We start from the raw sequence: 17536 nt of genomic DNA on the forward strand, positions 1-17536 counted from the left end.
AAATTAGGTTGGAAACGCCATGATGACCCACATCAACCGTTTATTTATATCTATAAAAATACGCAAGCTGTTGAATTTTTGTGGCATGCCAACCCAAGAAATTGGCCTGTCTTCCAATGCAGTATTCGCGATCTATCGCCAAGCCGATGTGAAAAAACTTGCCCAAAAATATAGTATTGAACAGCATCCGATGTTTGCCAATATGCCGTTTTTCCGTGGTGAAAAAATCCTACGTACGGAAGCTGAAACGGATGATCTGCATGCGATCAATCACAAACTAAGCCTGTCTGAAATGACCGGAAAAAGCCCGATGATTTTATTCGGCTGTAACTATGAATTTGATCAGGGTTCAATTGAGGATGCCTTAGCGGATCTAGAAAATTAATCCGAGCAGACGACTCAGAATTAACTTTGAAAACATCAACTTAGATTCAATATGCGGATCAATTATTTCAACGGGAATGCTTCGTTCCTGCAGTGCTTTCAGGTAGACTCAAGGCTGAAATCACTTTGAATTTAGACTTCGCATGAATATCAAGACCTTACGCTTTGTGGGCCTACTCGAAGGCATCTCCTTTTTATTATTATTGTTCATTGCTATGCCAATGAAGTACCTGATGGATAATCCAATATTGGTCAAATACGTCGGTATGGGACATGGCGTCTTGTTTATTGCCTTCTTGGTGGTGCTATTTGTGGTCTGTGAAAAGCAAAAATGGTCGCTTAGCGTATTTCTAATGGGCTTAATTGCATCGATTTTGCCTTTTGGTCCATTTATTTTCGATCGTAAATTAAAAAATGCAGAACAACCTGCAACATCAAATTAAGACGGTATACAACAAATAAAAAAGCCCAATGTTGTTCTACACAGCATTGGGCTTTTTCTATAATGGCATGGACTCGAATTTAAAATTCACCCGTCAATTTACGCTGTCGCATAATATCTCGTACCACCAAGCGTGGTAGGCTGAACCACAAGATAATGAGGGTAAAACCCGCCAAACTATAGGCCCAAAGTCCAAAGTTTTCATATAGCACGCGCACGATTTCGATCACGGCAAAGAACGTCAGCATCATGATCACAGACACTGCCGCAGCCACTGTGCCCTTCGACATTTCAGACGACATTAAGGCAAAACGATAGAGCACAGAAAAGCTAATCCCTTCACCAAAACTGACCAAACTCATGCCGAGAATGAGAAAGGTCAGAAAATAACTTTCAGTTATCGTCCCAATCACCACGAGGCTCGTCCCGAGTAACATCAGCGGTAGCCCGATCATCACAGACTGACCTAATGGCAGTTTGTCGATGATTTTAATCAGGACAATATTACCGAGGATCAGACCGCCCAAAACGGGAAACTGTGCCATGCCATATTGCACGCTACTCAGTCCTAGCTGCTCCACCAATATGACCGGAGATAGCGCAATCCACAGCATCAGTGGCATTGCCACCATCGGTAGACCCAGTGTCAGTGCCAAAAAGCGTTTATTTTTTAACACCTGTTTAAAGTCATCAATGATATAGCCCACCGGTTGCTTTGGAATGCTGATGTGCTGAGTCGGCATCTTGGCTTTTAAACCAAACCAACTCAGAAAAGATAGAAATGCGATTCCTATAAAACCCCAATGCCATGACACGTGATCAATCATAAAGGCACCGAGGACGGGACCGATCAGTGGCGCCAGTAGTGAAATATTCGCCATGATCGCCATGACTTTGATGGCATCACGCTCTTCAAAAGTTTCCTGAACAGCAGCATAACCCACGGCTGAAATAACCGACAAGCCAAAACCTTGTAAAAAACGCAACGTTAAAAAGCTTTCGATATTATGTGTGAGCAATATCGCTAAACAGCATAAGCTAAAGAACGCTACACCACCCAATAGGACTTTTTTACGACCTAATCGGTCTGACAATGGCCCTAATATTGCAGCGACACACGCACCTCCCAATAAGTAAAATGACATCGACGAGGGTGCCCATGCACTACTCACACCAAACTCTTGGGTAATCGCAAGCATGGCGGGTTGGACTAAGTCGTTGCCGATATAGACAGAAAATTCAAATAAAACCAGTGCCAAGGGAAACATTAAGGTGGCACGACTTAATTTTGTGGTTTGTACGTTTTGCATTGTTATCTACATATCAAATGTGTGCTGTCGAGCTTGAAATGACAAATAGGGAGAGACACTTCAGCCCAATGACGAGCACTGTAATATTAATTTTAAAAATGAATTTGCGGCATATCCGCCATATGTGCGTCGTATTCACAAGACGCTAGATAGAGATAAAATGAACTTCAAAGAACCGATCTGTCGGTTTGAGTCCGACTATTTTAACAGTGTTTGCTGGCGTTGTATTGGTCTTTTTAAACTACCGCTTTTATGGTTTTTCATTGTCTGCTTTTTGGATAAAGCGACCTTGTTTTAGGTCCTCATAGGCTTGCATGACTTCTGCAAAATGATTCATCACAAAATAACCTCGCCCATAGATGGGTTCATTTAAAGGCTGCGCCGATAAATACAATATGTGGCTATCTTCGACTGCCGTCAATTCGACATTTTCACCTTGGCTCGACATGACTGCCATATGCTGTGCAATTAACGGTTCATCTGTTTCAGTAAATTTCAGCTTGCCCGAGCGTAAATATACCAGCGTGGTATGCCCTTCTTGTGCAGGTAGTATGATGCTTTGATTGGCACTGACAAAGACATCAAATACTTGCATAGGCGTATGTGTTTCTGCAGGGCCGTCGGCTGTTAAATAATGCCCTGCAATGACCCGTACATAACCTGCATTATCTGCTAAATCCACTACAGGAATACTGGCTTTGGCTAAGCTCTGATAGCGTGCAGGATTCATTTTATCTTTGGCAGGCAGGTTGACCCAAAGTTGCAAGATTTCAAATGCGCCGCCCCGCTGTGCAAAGGCTTGGCTAAAAACTTCTTCGTGTTGTATGCCTGAAGCAGCAGTCATCCACTGCACATCGCCCTCACCAATAACACCGCCTCCACCAGTCGTATCATGATGTTCAAGTTCGCCTTTAAACACTAATGTGACGGTTTCAAAGCCTCGATGTGGATGTTCCAATACGCCTTTTTTCAGTTGGGTTGGTTTCAGCACTCCAGGCCCTAAATGGTCGAGCAATAAAAATGGCGAGACCGTATTTCCCAATTCATAATGGGAAAATACTGATGTGACCGGAGCAAAGTCACCAATGGGTGAACCTGAGTCATTGACGTGGATGAAGGCTAGGGTTTTCATCATAAATTTGAAATCTGATCATGATTTGAATTCGGTTTTATATTATTAAAAACTATACGAACTCACGAGAAAATTTTTAGGATTGAATATTCTATGTTTAGGATGAAAATTAAGATACGCGGAAACTCATCCGCAACTGTCCGAGTCAGGACACATTCAATATGTAAAGTTTCTGCGACCTACACAATTGAAGATGGTATTTGACGAGTTTTGCGGATGAAAGATGGTTTTGCTACTTTTGCCGAAACAAAAGTAGATACGAGCTCCAATCATCGAATTTAAAATGAAAGGACCCCGTCATGCTGAATATTTAATAAGAAATTTAGACCTTAACTTTTTATAATTTAAGGACACTTCGCCGATTGGAAAGTCTTGGTATTTTTACCACGTTGGCACTGATATTCCTTCTGCGTATTTACACGCTGCCAGTCACCATCCACCAATCTAAAACTATAAATGGTACGAACCGATTTCACCGAATCATCCATTAAACCCGTTTCAGTCACTTTCACCTGCCCCGCATTTGGCGACTCAACACGGTTAAAGTACTGACGAATTTCCACAGTCGACAGCTCTTTACGCAAATCAGGACGTTCTTTTAATACCTGATCGAGTGGCGTAGCAGAAGAACCGACTTTAGACACAATTTTCTGCGTTGTCGCACAACCCGCCAACATCCCCACACACAATGCAGACACAGCAATTAAACGATACATAGAACCAACTCAAATTTATTATTCAGACCTATCATGCCGAACATTTGTCCAAAACACTATTTAAGCAATGTAAAAGAAGTACCCCATTCCAAAAATCAATGTGTAGTCTCTCATCCATGCACGGCAAAAAAGGCGTTTTATAGCCATAAAAAAACGCATCCGAAGATGCGTTCTAGTACGTCTTTAAAAAATTAAAGATCGAACAATTTACCTGGGTTCATAATTGCATTTGGATCGAATACTTTTTTCAATGCTTTCATATATTCGATTTCTTCAGCTGAACGTGTGTAATCGAGATAAGGCTTTTTAGTCATACCCACGCCATGTTCTGCTGAAATTGAACCGTCATATTTTTTCACAGTCTCAAATACATATTTATTCACCACTTGGCATTTTGCAAAGAATTCATCTTTACTTAAATCCGCAGGTTTCAAAATATTTAAGTGCAAGTTACCGTCACCAATATGACCGAACCAGCAAATTTCAAAGTCTGGGTAATTCGCTTCCACAATTGCATCAATTTCTTTAATAAATGCAGGCACATGTGTAATCAGAACTGAGATGTCATTTTTGTATGGAGTGAACGGTGCGATTGACTCTGAAATGTCTTCACGTAAACGCCATAAGCTATGTACTTGGTCTAAGCTTTGGCTCATCACGCCATCCAGTACCCAGCCTTGTTCCATGCAATGTTCAAAGATTTCCATTGCCGCATCCATGATCGGTTCAAATGGTGCTTCAAACTCAAGTAAAACATAGAACGGACATGGTGTTTCAAATGGACGTTGTACATGACCATTGTCCAATACTTTTTGCATTGCAAGCTCACCAAAGAACTCAAATGCAGTCAGGTCGATTTTCTTTTGGAAGGCATGTAGAACAGGCATAATCGCATCAAAATCAGGCACACCGAGAACCAACACTTGTAAGTCATGGGGTTGACGTTCAAGTTTGATTTCAGCTTCAGTCACTAAACCTAGCGTACCTTCACCACCAATAAATAAGTGTTGAAGTGCATAACCAGTCGCATTTTTGATCATGCCTTTGTTCAAGCGCAGGATGTCACCTTTACCAGTAACCACAGTCATGCCCAACACCCAGTTACGAGTCATGCCGTATTTAATCACTTTAATACCACCCGCATTGGTACCAATGTTGCCGCCAATTTGAGATGAACCTGAAGATGCAAAATCAACTGGATAGTACATGCCTTGTTCTTCAGCATAGTTCTGAAGTTGTTCAGTCACTACACCTGCTTGTACGCGAACCATACGGTCAGCTGGAAAGAATTCCAAGATTTGGTTCATCTTGTCCATGCTTACCACGATTTCACCGTTAGCAGCCACAGCACCCGCAGACAAACCTGTACGACCGCCACTTGGTGTGATCGCTACATTAAATTGGTTCGCAAGTTTTACAATTTGTTGAACTTGTTCTGTGCTTGAAGGGAAAACGACGACCGACGGGTTTGGATCGAAGTGCTTAGTATGGTCACGACCCCAATTTTGGAGACTATCCGCATCGGTTTTAATTCGGCTTTCGCCAACAATAGCGGTCAATTGGGTCAATAACTCTGGGGTTAAAGCGACTGGAGCATTCATCGTTTTCAGACCTTGCAAGAAGTAAACAAGTTTTTTTAAAGGTCCAGACTTCATTCAGTCAAAACTGCGGTAACGCATATTTCAAGGGAAAAAGCCTGAAACAGAGCGCATCAAAATGTCAGGGAATTGGTCATGATGATTTTGAGCGGCACCATTATAAGCTATAACTGGGCTTTTTTTGACAAAACCCAAAGAAAAACGTGATTTCAAAATGTCACGAGGAATATGACCAAGTTAATTAGACCAAATCTAAAAAAATTGACTCATCATTCGCCAAAATAGCCATGACGTCGGTCATAAAGGAAATGTATATCAGGCGACTTCCTATGCTATTATATGCGCACTAAATTTGGCCTTTGTAGCGGAGCCGTAATGAGCCAACATCTTTCTTTACCTAAAGATAAAATTCGTTTCTTGTTGTTAGAAGGCGTTCACCAAAACGCAATCGACACTCTAAATGCTGCTGGATACACCAACATTGACTACCGTAAAACTGCGCTTGAGGGTGAAGCGTTGAAAGAAGCGGTTAAAGATGCTCACTTCATTGGTATTCGTTCACGTACTCAATTAACTGAAGAAGTTTTTGAAGCGGCGAACAAACTGATTGCTGTGGGTTGTTTCTGTATCGGTACAAACCAAGTGAACTTAAATGCTGCAATGATTCGCGGTATTCCAGTATTTAACGCACCATACTCAAATACGCGTTCAGTTGCTGAACTAGTACTTGCTGAAGCGATTCTATTACTTCGTGGTGTTCCTGCAAAATCTGCTTCAACTCACCGTGGTGGTTGGAACAAGTCTGCAGTTGGTTCATTTGAAACTCGTGGTAAAACTTTAGGTATTGTTGGTTACGGTTCGATTGGCTCGCAACTTTCTGTACTTGCTGAAAGTTTAGGTATGCACGTAATTTATTACGATGCTGTAACTAAACTTCCAATGGGTAATGCACGTCAAGTCGGTTCTATGGGTGAACTTCTTGCCAATGCAGACGTCGTATCTCTACACGTTCCAGACGTTCCATCAACTCGCAACTTCTTCGGCAAAGATCAATTTGCTCAAATGAAAGAAGGCGCAATCTTCCTCAATGCTGCACGTGGTACATGTGTAATCATTGAAGATCTTGCTGATGCGATCAAATCTGGTCATATTGCTGGTGCTGCGGTTGACGTATTCCCTAAAGAACCTAAAGCAAACGGTGAAGAATTCGTTTCTCCACTTCGTGGCTTAGACAACGTGATTTTGACTCCTCACGTGGGTGGTTCAACCATGGAAGCGCAAGCGAACATCGGTCTAGAAGTGGCTGAAAAATTCGTTGCTTACTCTGATAAAGGTATGACTTTATCTGCAGTGAACTTCCCAGAAATCGCGTTACCGTTGACTGAAGGTAAACACCGTTTACTTCACATCCACAAAAACGTGCCGGGCGTTCTTTCAAAAATCAACAACTTGTTTGCTGAACACGGTATCAACATTTCTGGTCAGTCTTTAATGACTAAAGGTGATGTGGGTTATCTTGTGATGGACGTTGATGCAACTGCATCTAAAGAAGCTTTGGATACTCTTCACGAAGTTGAAGGTACCATCCGCGTTCGCGTATTGTTCTAATTTAATTAGACACTGAAGCCACAGCCTTCGGGCTGTGGTTTTTTTATTGTAGTAGACTTTTAAAATCTGGCTTTTGCCAATCTCCCGCTATTCGAGTCATCGAAACAAATTTAGTCTATGCCAAATTTTAAAATTACCCCTGCTCTACAAGCACCACTGATCTTGCTTATTGCAATGATCAGTATGCAAAGCAGTGGTTCGTTCGCTAAGTACCTGTTTGGTCAGTTTCCCATCCTGACCGTGTCCGCGATGCGTTTACTGCTCGGTGCATTAATCTTGGCGATCATTTTTAAAGTTTGGCAGATCAATTTTAAACAACTCAAATGGTCGTCTATCCTCAGCTATGGCTGTGCCTTAGCAGGGATGAATGTATTATTTTACTTGTCGATTGATCGCCTGCCTCTCGGCATTGCCGTGTCTTTTGAATTTATAGGTCCGCTCAGTGTCGCACTATTTGCTGCACGCCGAAAATTTGATTTTATTTGGGTCGGACTGGCTATTTTAGGCCTTATCCTACTTTTTCCTTTTGACCAAGCTGCACAACGGCTTGACCCAATTGGGATCTTACTTGCCCTCGGGGCAGGTGCGTGTTGGGCACTCTATATCGTGGCTGGTCAAAAACCGTCAGGGGTCTCAGGCAATCATACCGTTTGCTTAGGCATGTTCGTCGGCATGTGTGTTTTGATGCCCATCGCACTCTTTGCAGGTATGCCGGCACAGGCGTTTGAGCCAAGTAGTCTACTGTATTTTATTGCACTTGCGACCCTAGCCAGTGCTTTACCTTTTACTCTAGAAATGATTGCGCTCCGCAATTTAACGGCGCTCAGTTTCGGAACGCTCATGAGCCTAGAACCTGCGATTGCAGCACTCTCTGGTTTTGTTTTCTTAAATGAACAATTGCTGTGGACCCAGTGGTTAGCCCTTGCTGTCATCATCTGTGCATCGATTGGGTGTACCTATACCACGCAAAAAGCCAAAGTCATTTAAATTCAAAATCCATCATGATTTGGTCAAATGTTAAAATTCACTCAATTGTTAGCATTAACCGCTATACTGTACTGACTCAAAAATAGGGCTCAACACCGCCCAACAACTGTGTGCCGCATGCCAAATTCACAACTTCTCGCTGTTGTTTTCATGGTGCTCTCCATGATTTCCTATCAGATCAGTGCATCATTCGCCAAACAATTATTTTTGGTGCTTGATCCACTCAGTGTGACCATTTTACGACTCTGTTTTGCTTCAATTATTATTTGTTTAATGTTTCGTTCATGGCACATTTTAAAACGGCTGTCTTTTTTAAAATGGCGGGATCTGCTCTGCTATAGCGCGGCACTCTGTTTGATGAATGTGTTGTTCTATATGTCACTGGGTAAATTGCCACAAGGCATTGCCGTGGGTTTAGAGTTTATTGGCCCTTTGGGTCTGGCATTGTTATCCATTAAAAACAGCAGTGATTATATTTGGGTCTTTTTAGCAATCTTAGGCATTACCTTGATGGTGCCTTGGGGACAAGCTCATGATGGTAATTTCTCAATACTTGGGGCAGCCTGTGCCTTAGCAGCGGGACTCTGTTGGGCATTCTATATTTTCTTTGGACAAAAAGTGGTACATCAAAATATTGGTATGCATGCGCTAACGATTGCCATCACACTGTCCGCACTGACCTTGCTCCCGATTGGACTATATAACAATGCACCCGCCCTACTCGATACCCAATATTGGCCGAAAGCCTTATTGATTGCGATTTTAGCCACGGCCATACCTTATGCACTGGATTTAAAAGCGTTGAAAATCCTCAGTAAACTTAGTTATGGGACTTTATCGAGTTTGTCGCCTGCATTAGCTGCCATTACAGGTATGGTTCTGCTTGGCGAAAATATTGGGACGTGGCAATGGGTGGCCTTAGTCTGCATTATGTTGGCGTCCGTCGGGGTGACTTTACGTTCCTCTCGCAATACTCCGAGCAGCGTATCAGACTAATTTTTTATATTTATAGTTGAAACAAAAAGACGGCCTCTGCCGTCTTTTTTTTGATTTTGCATTCGTCTTCAGGCTTCACTTGCGTTTAGCCCGTCAAACTGTCTTTATCTGCTTTCTTGTATTTCTTATATTCCGCCAAATATTGTTTGGCTAAACTTTCCTTTTGTTTTTCATCTAAGATTTTACCCGCTTGCTGAAAAAAGCCATGTTCTTCTTCCTGCAAATGATGATGTACCGTTTCAGATAACTTTTTCGCAATTGCCAACCAACCTGGATTACTAAATTCAGTTTCCGTCAGTTGCTCTAATAATTCATCCATCTCATGATGTTCCGCCAATGCATGACGGGTGATGTTTAGGCCTGAATCAGTCATCATTAACGGGATGTAAAAATAACGATCTTCGCCAACAGCATGAGCAAATAACTCATTTTTGAGCAGCTCAAATAAATCTCGACGCTCAGGTGTATCCCCTGATGTTTGAATGAGTTTTTCAGCAAGTTCACGTTGCTTTTCATGACTTTGGCGTAAAGCTTCAAATATATTCATTGTAGTGATGACCTCTGATGCTTAGCTAATTGTGTATTATGAAATTTAATTATTATCCACAACTCAAACGAGTCGCTTATTTTCATACTAATCATTTCAGCGACAGAATTCAGCAACGCACTGTTAAGATTTGTTTTAAGCTTGTCCCGTAAAGGTTTGATAACACAACCGTACAATCAAAATACTCACCAAAATCAAAAATAGAATTCGAATAAAGCCACTACCGTATTTAATTGCCGCACGTACACCAACGATCGAGCCTAAAATATTTGCTACAGCCATCATTAAGCCTATCGCAAATAACACATGGCCAGTGGGCGCAAAAAAACTCAGTGCTGCAAGGTTGGTGGTTAAGTTGGCGACTTTTGACAAAGCAGAGGCATGTAAAAAGTCTGCTTGTAGATAACGAATAAAAAAGAAAATAAAGAAACTGCCAGTGCCAGGTCCAAAGATGCCGTCATAAAAGCCAATCACCAGACTACCAATAGCGGCAAAACCGAGGATTTTAGGAGTCAGTTCTTGGCGTACATGCACCTGACCAAATTGTTTTTTGGCAAAGGTATAAATCGCAATCACGATCAACATGACCAAAACGAAAGGACGTAAGACTTCTTTTGGAATCATTGATACACAGGCTGCTCCCACAAAGGAGGCAACAAATGCACAGCTTGCAATGACCGCAAGTAATTTCCAACGGAGTTTGACTTGGCGTAAAAAAGAATAGGACGCCGAAGCCGTACCAAAGATCGAAGACAACTTATTGGTGCCAAATACGGTCGCTGGAGATAAGTGCGGCATGGCATTCATAATGGCAGGAATTTGAATCAGTCCGCCACCGCCAACAGCTGCATCAATTGCACCAGCAAAAAATGCAAAAAATAGCAGGCTTAAGATGATTTCAATTTCCATAATTTGGCTTCAGTGGCTGTTAATAACTATTCAAGATTTAATACACGTTTTGGTACTAAGCGCTTACGATCAGTAATTTCCGCTAGACCTAAGCAACGTTCCCCATCAAATACCAAAACCTGCGCTTCCGCAGCATGCTCAATATTACTTTCCATTCCACGACTAAAATATTCAGCTCGACCTTCCGGCGCTTGCACTTTGCAAAAATGATCGACAGGTGAATACACCGGCAGCAATAATGCTTCACGCTCAGCTTCGGTCAGACTCTCTAAATATTCAATGGTAAAGCTTGGGTTAAGATCAAAATGACCCGTTTGAATACGGTGTAGATAGGTTAAATGTCCGTAAGTACCCAATGCTTTGGCAATATCTTCGCCTAATACACGAATATACGTGCCTTTAGAACAGGTGATGTCGAGTGTAATACTATTCTCATTAAATGATAATAACTCGATGGCATAAATCGAAATTGGACGTGCTTCACGCTCTATTTCTATACCTTTACGCGCCAACTCGTACAGCGGGCGACCTTCTTTTTTCAGCGCAGAATACATCGGTGGAATTTGTTGAATATCCCCTACAAATTGCGCCAAGACATTTTGAATATTTTCTTCAGTCAATGTTGGAACAGCTTGCTCTAATAGTATTTCACCTTCCACATCACCCGTCGTGGTACTGTGTCCTAAAAAGACGGTGGTTTTATAACGTTTAGTCGAATCCAATAAAAAATGCGAAAACTTTGTTGCTTCACCTAAGCAAATTGGTAATAAACCTGAGGCTAATGGATCTAGCGCACCTGTATGTCCTGCTTTTTGTGCTCGATACAACCAACGCACTTTTTGTAATGCAGCATTCGAGCTAATGCCCAAAGGCTTATTTAATAAAAATACACCATGTACAGGACGACGCTGAATCTTAGGAGAAGCTTTTTTCATGACTAAAATAGGGCAAAAAGAGAACTGCGCCATGGTATCAATCCATGCTAAGCGTTTACAACTTTTCTATGTTTTTATCTGCATTTTATGTCATATTGAGTTCGCATTTAGAACTCTAGAACAATTAAAAACGGAATAAAGGTGCATTGGGATATGCAAAAAAATAAACTTTGGCTCATCATAGCCTTGGTCGTTATCGCAGTTGCTGCATTTATATTTTGGCTGGCGCCAAAAGCATCACAAAATGATCCTTCAGATCAATCGATTCAACAACAAAATACGCCTTTAGCTCAGGGCGAAACCGCTACGGCTCAAGCAACAAGCGGTTCTTCGCTGCTCAGTCCAAGTCAACAAGACACGGAAGTTAACTGTCAAATCAGTATGGATGGTTCAAACCGTTTGATCGTGAATGAACAAACACGGAATTGCTTTGAATATTTCATTACTCAGTATGGTGAAAAGTCGATAGATCAAATTAAAAAGGATTTTAAAGCCTACATTGCACAAGGTCATAAAGAACCTGCGCTGTCCCAAATTTATGATTTGTGGGATCGTTATATGAAATATCGTGAACAGTTAGGTCATTTACAGCCACCAAGCGACGATAAAGAATCACCACAATACTATCGCTCGATCTACAGCAGCACCCAGAATTTAAGAAAACAGTTCTTTTCTGATTATGAAATTGAAGGTTTATTTGGCAAGGAAAATACTTATCACGAATACACGCTGAAACGGATGGAAGTAGTAAATGACAAAAAACTGTCTGAATCAGAAAAAGCCAAAAAACTGAAAGCCCTGTTTGATGAACTCCCAGAAGATTGGAAAGAAAATCTGGAACAAATCAATAAACTTGAAGATTTACGTAAGCTCACAGCAGACATTAAAGCCCGTGGTGGTTCAAGCGAAGAAATCCATCAAATGCGGTTAAATTTAGTGGGTCCAGAAGCTACTCAGCGCCTTGAAAATCTAGACAGCCAGCGCAGCTCTTGGAAATCTAGCGTAAATCAGTACCTCACAGAGCGTGACAGCATTATGAAAAGCAATATGAGTGACAGTGCTAAACAACAAGCGGTGCAGCAACTCCGTAATCAACATTTTAAATCGAAGGAAGATCAGCTCCGCGTCAGTACCTTTGAATCTGTGCATGATCAAGGTGGAAAATTACCTTTCGCAGAATAACTGCAAACAACAATTTAAAAACAACTTCAATTTCAGGATGAAATGATGAAAAAACCACAAGCTCTTTTATGCGCAATCATCGCTGCATCAGCAGTGATCGCCAGCACACAATCCCAAGCGGCGGCAGGACTCCAACATGTCACCGCCAACAGCTCGGCAAACTATGCCAAGACCAAATATCCGATTGTGTTTACCCATGGTATGTTCGGGTTTACTCGCATTGGTTTTGACAGCTTTGGCATGGATTATTTTTATCAAATATTGCCAGATTTAGCTCGTAATGGGGCCAATACCTTTGCTGCCCAAGTTTCTCCGCTAGAGTCGACAGAAGTCCGTGGTGAGCAATTGCTCTCTCAAGTCGAAGAAGTTCTTGCTCTGACCGGCCAACCCAAAGTGAACCTCATTGGTCATTCACATGGTGGACCGACAACTCGCTACATTGCAGCGATCAAACCTGAATATGTGGCTTCGGTGACTGGGGTTGCAGGCACTTATCGTGGCTCTCTAGTCGCAGATAAAATCCAAGCGAATAAAACTATTAACTCAGTCTTTGGGGTCCTTGGCGATCAACTCTTAGCACCGATTATTACTTGGGCTGAAGGCAACTCGAGTCTACCCAACAGTGTTGATGCATCACTTACCGCGATCAGTGAAAAAGGTTCTGCTGAATTTAATGCAAAATTTCCAACCGCAGCACTGGCTGCGAACTGTAATCAGTCGGGTGCCAAAGTCGACAATGGCGTGTATTACTACTCATGGACAGGTACAGCACAAACCACGAATGTATTAGATGTACTAGATACAGTGATTAGTCAGCTAGCCCCTTTGGCCTATGGAAATCGTGACAATGACGGTTTGGTTGGACGCTGTAGCACCCACATCGGACAAGTAATCCGTGATGACTACAATCACAACCACTTAGATGAAGTGAATATGATCTTTGGCCTACGCAGCCTATTTTCACCTGACCCAGTTGCGCTCTACCGCCAACATGCCAATCGTTTAAAATTACAGGGACTTTAACTCAAAAGTTAGTTCCCTTTCAGCACTGAACAGGACGTCTTTGGACGTCCTTTTTTGTTTACAATTTTTTTATTTGTACGCATTAAACAATTTAATTCAATAAGTTCTTAAATGATAACAACTAAAATAAACGATAAAAATAAAAAACGAATGTATATAAATATACTTGTCACCTCAACGCCGTCCATGTCCTAAAATGACATGGAATTTCAAACCGAGGATGAAAAAATGACAAGGCATCTTTGTCTATTCAAACTCTCTAAAATCAAAGATATGGCTTGGCCAATCACAAAGATGTTGCTTAAAAACAGAGAGTATTTTCATTATTAAAAAGTAATAAAAACAACATCAGATCAAGGAACATTTATGCGATCTTTAGTAAACACGGCCAAGATGGCCTCTGTAGCTGCAGGCTTAGCGATGAGTATATCGGCAAGCACTCAAGCTGCGCCTAGCGTCCTCCAGGTGAAGGAAACGGCAAAATCTGACTACGCAAAAACCAAATATCCAATTTTAATGGTGCATGGTTGGCTCGGTTGGTCACGTATCGGTACCGACACCATTGGACTGGATTATTGGTACCAAATCTTGCCAGATATGGCACGAAATGGCTCAACCGTATTCGCAGCGCAATTATCTCCTGCAAATACCACAGCACATCGTGGCGAGCAGTTAATTGCACAAGTTGAAGATGTTTTGGCTATTACAGGGAAACCAAAACTTAACTTAATTGGTCACTCTCATGGTGGTCCAACTGTATTGTATGTTGCTCAAACAAAACCACAGTACATTGCGTCTATTACAGGTGTTGCAGGTACCTATCACGGCTCTAAAGTAGCGGATGATATTCAAGGCAACTCACTTTCTCGTACTGCTTTCAATATTTTAGGTGATTATATTGTCGGCCCACTGATTGCTTTAGGTCAGGCAAAACCTGAGCTTGAAATTAATTTCGATGCTTCAATGAAATCATTATCACAAACAGGTTCTGCTGCATTTAACAGTACGGTTGCAAAATCTGCTGTAGCTGACGGTGTTTTGGCATCTTCAGAAAATTGCAGTAAGAACTTAAAGCAAGTCGACAGCAAAGGCATTCAGTACTATTCATGGACTGGTGTTGCGCAAACCACAAATCTACTTGATATCGATACGATCCTGATGCAACTCGGGCCATTGTCTTATGGCAATAAAGACAATGATGGTATGGTTGCACGTTGTAGTGCTTATATCGGTAAAGTCATTAATGACAGTTACAAACTTAACCATACCGATTTAGCCAATATGATGTTCGGCTTAACAGGTCTATTTGCACAAGATCCTGTGGCGCTGTACCGTCAACATGCAAACCGTTTAAAACTGCAAGGACTTTAATTCTTATCGTTGAAATTTAAATGCAATAAGGGGGCTTCGGCCCTCTTATTTACTTTTATAGATCTGAAAATTCATGATCGTTTATTTTGTTACATTTAGCGTCACAGTTAATCTCTTTCAATTTGCAACAGGTGGTCTTTATTGCTTTATTAGAAATGACAATAAATATTGTCATAAAACAATAATACATTGAGGATCGCTCATGAAATACGGATCATTTTTAGCAGGTTTAATTGCAGCTACGTTCATCAGTAATGTATCTGCATCGCAAGCAACCCAAGTCACTGCCAAAGCTAGTTCCAGCTATGCAAAGACCAAATATCCAATCGTATTCAACCATGGTATGGGTGGTTTTATTACCGTTGGTACGGACTCATTTGGACTCGACTATTGGTATCAAATCCTTCCTGATCTTGCCCGAAATGGTGCAAATGTTTGGGCAACTCGCGTATCGCCTTTTAACTCTACCGAAGTGCGTGGCGAACAGCTTCTACAACAAGTTCTTGAAATCCAAGCACTCACAGGTGCGGATAAAGTGAATTTAATTGGACATAGTCATGGTGGGCCAACGATTCGTTATGTTGCCGGTGTTCGCCCAGATGTCGTGGCTTCATTAACCAGTGTTGCAGGACCTCATCAAGGCTCCCCTGTTGCAGACTTAATTTTAAAAGCTGAAGGCACCGCTGTCGAAGCACCCTTGGTTGGAGCTGTGAATTTTGTCTCTAAAGCCATCGTTTGGGCGCAAGGTCTAGATCCAAAGACTTACCCTCATGATGCATTGGCAGGTGGTTCAAGTTTAACGCTAGCGGGTTCTGCAAAGTACAATGCCGCATTCCCTCTGGGCTTGCCTAAATCCAATTGTGCTGATGGCAATAGCGTTGAGAAAGGCATTTATAACTATTCATTTACAGGTGTGGGCCAAATCACCAATATTTTAGATTTAGACTCAGCACTAAAAGTGACCGCATTACTGATCGATGGCGGAAAAGACAATGATGGCCTCGTATCACGCTGTAGTGCCAAATTTGGTAAAACCATTCGTGATAACTACAACTGGAACCATTTAGATGAAGTCAACCAAGTGCTTGGTCTCAAAGCGTTGTTCGCACCAGATCCTGTCGACGTTTATCGTCAACATGCCAATCGTTTAAAACTTCAAGGTTTATAATTTAGTAAAGCTATACATTAAACCCTGTAAATTCAGGGTTTAATGATATTTTTATTAATCAATTTACAAAATATCTTTCATTCTGTCGATTAGTTCTCACATTTTGCTTTCCTTTTTTTATAATCCTTAATGACAATAAAAATTGTCAAATAGACGAGTTTGTCTATTTCCAAACTGAACTAAATCACAGTTTGAATACCAAAACAAAAAGAAAGGAATGAAAAATGAAAGGAAAATTGCTCTGCGCCACGCTCCTTGCAAGTATGGCAGTGACCCAAACGCATGCTGCATTGGGTATACAACAAGCGACCACTAAAAAAGTCATCGACAATTATGCTGAAACCCAATACCCCCTAGTGTTTGTACACGGGATGTTTGGTTTTAATCGCTTAGGCGGTGCCGTTTTTGGTCTAGATTATTGGTATCAAGTTCTTCCCGATTTGGCAAGCCATAAAGCTACGGCCTTTGCTACACAAATCTCCCCGTTGGAATCCATTGAAGTTCGTGGAGAACAACTGTTAGACCAAGTTGAACAAGTAGTTGCCATTACTGGCAAACCCAAAGTGAATTTAATTGGTCACTCACATGGTGGCCCTACGGCTCGATATATTGCTGGCGTACGACCTGATTTGGTTGCCTCTGTCAGTACAGTCGCAGGCACCAATGACGGTTCACCTGTGGCAGATTTAGTACAGAGTGTGCCGATTTTAAATGGCGTATTAGCGACAGTTATGGATGCCTTAATGACCCCAGTGATTAACTTCGCACAGCAGTCGAATCTACCGTCAAATTTTAAAGCATCGATCTATAGTATGTCTCAACCGGGAGTCAAAGCCTTTAATGCAAAATTCTCACTGGGTATGCCTGCAACCAAATGTGCTGATGGCCCAAGTGTAGCCAATGGCATTAGCTTCTATTCATGGACAGGTATTTCCAACACCACCAACCTACTTGATCCAGACACGATCTTTACCGCAATGGGGCCAATTGCATTTAGCGGACAACCGAACGACGGCTTAGTGAGCCAATGCAGCAGTAAATTGGGTAAAACCATCCGTGATAATTATAAGTGGAACCATTTCGATGAAGTCAATCAAGTATTAGGCTTGAAAGGCTTATTTGCACCAGACCCTGTTTCAGTCTACCGTCAACATGCCAATCGTTTGAAACTTCAAGGGTTATAATTTTCTTTCTTGCATAAAAAAATGCGCCTAAAGGCGCATTTTTT

Annotated in this window: 17 protein-coding genes; 10 read left to right on the plus strand and 7 right to left on the minus strand. The window is 41.7% G+C overall.

Annotation, left to right across the window (positions count from 1 at the left end; all coding sequences use genetic code 11):
- The first annotated feature begins 19 nt into the window (after window positions 1–19).
- On the plus strand, window positions 20–385 hold the full coding sequence (locus tag FTU75_RS11555; RefSeq protein WP_180116003.1) for a hypothetical protein: 366 nt from the start codon (window positions 20–22) through the stop codon (window positions 383–385).
- A 142-nt stretch (window positions 386–527) separates the two neighbouring features.
- A complete protein-coding gene (locus tag FTU75_RS11560) occupies window positions 528–827 on the plus strand; it encodes a DUF3817 domain-containing protein (protein WP_078189335.1) in 300 nt (99 codons plus the stop codon).
- A gap of 79 nt (window positions 828–906) precedes the next feature.
- Here FTU75_RS11560 and FTU75_RS11565 read toward each other — a convergent pair whose 3' ends face one another.
- From FTU75_RS11565 to FTU75_RS11580, 4 genes are all read right to left on the minus strand, one after another.
- Window positions 907–2136, minus strand: coding sequence for an MFS transporter (locus FTU75_RS11565; RefSeq protein WP_180116004.1), 1230 nt, complete (start codon window positions 2134–2136; stop codon window positions 907–909).
- A 250-nt stretch (window positions 2137–2386) separates the two neighbouring features.
- Window positions 2387–3268, minus strand: a complete 882-nt coding sequence (locus tag FTU75_RS11570; RefSeq protein ID WP_180116085.1) for a pirin family protein — start codon at window positions 3266–3268, stop codon at window positions 2387–2389.
- Window positions 3269–3612: 344 nt separating this feature from the next.
- A complete protein-coding gene (locus FTU75_RS11575; protein ID WP_180004761.1) occupies window positions 3613–3984 on the minus strand; it encodes a hypothetical protein in 372 nt (123 codons plus the stop codon).
- 191 nt (window positions 3985–4175) lie between these two features.
- A complete protein-coding gene (locus FTU75_RS11580) occupies window positions 4176–5585 on the minus strand; it encodes an FAD-binding oxidoreductase (RefSeq protein ID WP_078189543.1) in 1410 nt (469 codons plus the stop codon).
- Between the two features lie 372 nt (window positions 5586–5957).
- Here FTU75_RS11580 and serA point away from each other — a divergent pair, with 372 nt between their 5' ends.
- From serA to FTU75_RS11595, 3 genes are all read left to right on the plus strand, one after another.
- Window positions 5958–7190 (plus strand): phosphoglycerate dehydrogenase, encoded by a 1233-nt coding sequence (serA, locus tag FTU75_RS11585; RefSeq protein WP_078192852.1) that lies wholly within the window; start codon window positions 5958–5960, stop codon window positions 7188–7190.
- 117 nt (window positions 7191–7307) lie between these two features.
- Window positions 7308–8177, plus strand: a complete 870-nt coding sequence (locus FTU75_RS11590; protein ID WP_180116005.1) for an EamA family transporter — start codon at window positions 7308–7310, stop codon at window positions 8175–8177.
- A gap of 117 nt (window positions 8178–8294) precedes the next feature.
- A complete protein-coding gene (locus tag FTU75_RS11595) occupies window positions 8295–9173 on the plus strand; it encodes a DMT family transporter (protein ID WP_180093053.1) in 879 nt (292 codons plus the stop codon).
- Window positions 9174–9258: 85 nt separating this feature from the next.
- Here the strand turns inward: FTU75_RS11595 and FTU75_RS11600 are convergent, their stop codons facing one another.
- From FTU75_RS11600 to truB, 3 genes are all read right to left on the minus strand, one after another.
- Complete coding sequence (locus FTU75_RS11600; protein ID WP_078192502.1) at window positions 9259–9720, minus strand: hemerythrin domain-containing protein; 462 nt, start codon at window positions 9718–9720, stop codon at window positions 9259–9261.
- Window positions 9721–9855: 135 nt separating this feature from the next.
- Entirely contained in the window at window positions 9856–10629 is a 774-nt protein-coding gene (locus FTU75_RS11605; protein ID WP_180024314.1) for a TSUP family transporter, read from the minus strand.
- A gap of 26 nt (window positions 10630–10655) precedes the next feature.
- Window positions 10656–11564, minus strand: coding sequence for a tRNA pseudouridine(55) synthase TruB (gene truB / locus FTU75_RS11610; RefSeq protein ID WP_180116086.1), 909 nt, complete (start codon window positions 11562–11564; stop codon window positions 10656–10658).
- Between the two features lie 153 nt (window positions 11565–11717).
- On the opposite strand from truB, the gene FTU75_RS11615 reads away from it, so the two are divergent.
- From FTU75_RS11615 to FTU75_RS11635, 5 genes are all read left to right on the plus strand, one after another.
- Complete coding sequence (locus tag FTU75_RS11615) at window positions 11718–12746, plus strand: lipase secretion chaperone (protein ID WP_180116006.1); 1029 nt, start codon at window positions 11718–11720, stop codon at window positions 12744–12746.
- Between the two features lie 42 nt (window positions 12747–12788).
- Window positions 12789–13769 (plus strand): lipase family alpha/beta hydrolase, encoded by a 981-nt coding sequence (locus tag FTU75_RS11620; RefSeq protein ID WP_373685868.1) that lies wholly within the window; start codon window positions 12789–12791, stop codon window positions 13767–13769.
- A 366-nt stretch (window positions 13770–14135) separates the two neighbouring features.
- Complete coding sequence (locus tag FTU75_RS11625) at window positions 14136–15140, plus strand: triacylglycerol lipase (RefSeq protein WP_180116008.1); 1005 nt, start codon at window positions 14136–14138, stop codon at window positions 15138–15140.
- Between the two features lie 202 nt (window positions 15141–15342).
- Entirely contained in the window at window positions 15343–16308 is a 966-nt protein-coding gene (locus FTU75_RS11630; protein WP_078192507.1) for a triacylglycerol lipase, read from the plus strand.
- Between the two features lie 224 nt (window positions 16309–16532).
- Window positions 16533–17492: a triacylglycerol lipase gene (locus FTU75_RS11635; RefSeq protein ID WP_180024308.1), complete on the plus strand. Its 960-nt coding sequence runs from the start codon at window positions 16533–16535 to the stop codon at window positions 17490–17492.
- Window positions 17493–17536: the final 44 nt, after the last annotated feature.

The sequence above is a fragment of the Acinetobacter sp. YH12140 genome, assembly GCF_013418475.1.
GTDB lineage: Bacteria > Pseudomonadota > Gammaproteobacteria > Pseudomonadales > Moraxellaceae > Acinetobacter > Acinetobacter amyesii.